The organism is Kitasatospora sp. NPDC056327 (assembly GCF_042261735.1).
GTDB lineage: Bacteria > Actinomycetota > Actinomycetes > Streptomycetales > Streptomycetaceae > Kitasatospora.
Genome location: NZ_JBHJRC010000487.1, coordinates 1 through 3,181 on the forward strand (window position 1 = coordinate 1; position 3,181 = coordinate 3,181).

Here is a 3,181-nt window from a genome sequence, read left to right on the forward strand (position 1 = left end):
CCCACCACCTATAACAACACTAATACCTTCGCCGGCCGCGTATGTTGTGAATAAGACCCCGCGCCGCCCCCGCGCGGTCGAGGACGTCCTCGACCGCGCGGAAGGTCGACGGGTCGGCGAGGTGACCGAGCGCGGCGAGGGCCGAGGCCGTCTCCGCCCCGGTAGCCCGCTGTTGCGGGTCGAAGGCGAGCAGCCGCTCGACCAGTCCGGGCACCCACTGCCCCGCCGCACCCGGGAGCCACCGCACCGCCCGGACGGCACGCCAGGCGTCCGTGCCGCCGTCGAGCGCCACCAGCAGGCTCGGCAGCGCCCGTTCGTCCCCGAGGCCCGCGAGCGCGAGGACGCTCTCCTGGTGGGCCCGGCGCACCTCCCGGTCCTGATCAGCCCACACCTGCGGCCCGTACTGCGCCCGCTGGGCGGCGACCGCGGCGGCCAGCGCCGGGCGGGCCGCCGCGGCGACCGGAGCGCAGGCTCCGAGGACGGACGCCGCCTCGGCGACAACCCCTGGCCACGGGTCGGCCAGGAGCCCGGCGATCCGCGCGACGAGCGGGGTGTGGTCGCCCCGCCAGGAGCGGATCACGTCCCCGGCCATCCGCAGGGCGTCCAGTCGGGCGCCCGGGTCCTCGCTGCGCAGTTGCTCCGTCAGCAGCGCGGTCCGTTCGGGCACCCGCGCGTCCAGGGCTTCGTGGAGGGTGCGCAGCAGGCCGGTGAGCGGTGAGTGGTCGGTGGTCTCCCGGTCGAGCGCCTCGAACGCGGCGGCGATGTGGGCGGGTACGCCGTCCAGGACGGCGGGCGCCCGCCGTTCCGGGGCGGGACGGTGCGGCCGACGGGCGGTCGGCACCGGCTGCGCGCGCAGCAGTGCGACCGCCGCCCGGGTCGTCTCCTCGGCGGGGAACCCCGGTGCGCAGCGGGCGCGGTGGACCACGGCCGCGAGCCGGGTGGCCGGGTCGGGCGCGGTGCCGCCGGCGAGGGCGGTGAGCCAGGAGGCGACGGGCCCGGCGGCGTCCGGGCGTCGCAGGGCGAGGGTGGCCGCCGCCTCCACCAGCAGCTGCCGTTCGACGGCCCCCGGCTCGGCGGCGAGCCGCTCCCGCAGTACCGTGACGGCGCGTTCGGCGTCCTCGACGAACAGCCCGAGCGCGGGTATCGCCGCGCGTCGCACGGGCCGGTCGGCGGCGGTGGCGAGTCCGATGAGCACTCCGGCCCGTTCCCGCATCAGCGCCGCGGCCGCGACATGACCCGAGTGGTCCCGGTCGACGTCCGCGGTCGCGGTCGGGGACTCGTGGGCGGCGGGCTCCCCCACCACCGGCCCGTGGGCCGCGAACCCGTGGGCCACGAACCGGTGGGCCGCCCTGCCGATGCTCACCAGCAGTTCGACCACGGCCGCGCGGTTCGGCGCCTCGGTGTCCCCGGCCAGCTCGAAGAGGAACGGCATGCTCGCGGCCGTGCACCCGTAGACGTCGCCCTGGTGGTGGACCGCGCCGTGGAAGTCGCCGAGCGCGTCGTCGCGTTCCCGTTCGTCCGGGGAGGCGAGTGCGAGCAGCAGTGCCGGCACCTGTTCCGCCGTGCCGTAGGCGTGGTGCATCCGCGACCAGTCGATGTCGTGCAGTCCGTCGAACATGATCGACACTCTGCCCGGCGGCACTGACACACCCTCCCGTTGATCCGGCCCTTCGTCGAGATCGCGGCGGGAGCGCACCGCCGCTGAGCACCGCCGCCCGACGCCGCGGTCACGGCCGCGGCACGCCGGCGGGCTCCGGCCGGCGCAGCAGCCGCCGTTGGACGGACTCCAGCGGGCCGGTCGGGTGGCGCCGCAGCCAGAGGCGGGCGCCCACGACCAGGGCCAGGGAGACCGCCGCCCACAGGCCCATCACCCACCAGGGCCCACTGCCCTCCAGCCGTTCGGCGAGGCCGAGGCCGATCCCGTAGCAGGCCAGCATGCAGAGCAGGTTCTGTCCGACGTAGCAGGAGAGCGCGGTGCGGCCGACGGCGGTGAGGGCGGTGACGAGCGGCGGGCGGGCGACCCGGTCCAGGATCACGCCGACGAGGCCCGCGTAACCGAGGGCGAGGGCGGGGGCGGCCACGTAGCGCTGGACCAGGAAGCCCTGCGAGCCGGCGAGGGAGGCGGCCAGGGAGAGCGGGACGCCGACGCCCAGACCCCAGGCCAGCAGCCGCCCGCGCAGGCGCCGGCCCTCCTCGCCCGGGGCGAACGCGCCGGCCCGGTGGAGCCGGACGCCGAGCAGGAAGAGGACCAGCAGGAGGGCGAAGCTGAGCACCGGCTCGATCCGCAGGGCGAGCACGTTGGTCAGCCGGAAGGCGATCAGGTCGAGGTAGCCGCCGTGGGCGTAGAGGTCGACCACATCGGCGTCGGGGCCCGTCCCGGTCGCGGACGCCTCGTCGCCCAGGGCCAGGACGACGCTCAGGGCGGCCATCAGGACCAGGTGGAAGGCCGCCGCCGACCGGAGGACGGTCCGCTGCGCCCGCTCGGAGGCGGCGAGCAGGCGTGAGACCAGCAGCGAGCAGAGGGCGTAGGCCATCAGGACGTCCCAGGCGAACACCAGCACGAAGTGCACGGTGCCCTCGGCCAGCAGGAACCACGCCCGGGGGCGGTAGCTCCTCGGCCAGGGCAGACCGCGACGGCGGGCGGAGTCGTACTGGATCGCCAGGCCGACGCCGAACAGGACGGTGAGCAGGGCGAGGAACTTGCCGTCGGCGGCGAGGCGGAAGAGGGTCTCCGCGGCCAGCGCGGGCGAGGGGTCGTCGAGCAGATGGCCCAGGGTGGCGCCGGAGGTCGCCCCGGTCAGCGCGCCCCATTCACCGGCGGGCGCGGCGAAGATCCAGACGTTGGTCATCAGCGTGCCCAGGATCGCCACGCCCCGCAGGACGTCGGGCAGGGCGAGCCGGCCCGGGTGCGCCGTGGCGGACGGACGGGCCGGTACGTGGTCGGACACCTGGGGCACCTCTCTGCGGACTCCGACCTCATCGTGGCCGGTTCCGGGACGGTGCTGCCTCATGATCAGTGAGGACTGCGGCGTCCGCCGGTGGACGTACACGGAAGCACCGGGGTCCGCCGTGAGCAGGAGACGATCCCCTAGGGCAACGGACTGCTTCGGCAGTGCCCCTGACGGATCATCAGGAATGCTTCGGCGCCGGCCTCCCGTGGGCGCGGGTGCCCGCCCACGGG

The 3,181-nt window shown here is 75.7% G+C and carries 2 protein-coding genes; both read right to left on the minus strand.

Annotation, left to right across the window (positions count from 1 at the left end):
- Nucleotides 1-19: 19 nt before the first annotated feature.
- Entirely contained in the window at nucleotides 20-1,618 is a 1,599-nt protein-coding gene (locus tag ACFCX4_RS35560) for a hypothetical protein (protein ID WP_376151502.1), read from the minus strand.
- Between the two features lie 109 nt (nucleotides 1,619-1,727).
- Entirely contained in the window at nucleotides 1,728-2,948 is a 1,221-nt protein-coding gene (locus tag ACFCX4_RS35565) for a DUF418 domain-containing protein (protein ID WP_376151504.1), read from the minus strand.
- Nucleotides 2,949-3,181: the final 233 nt, after the last annotated feature.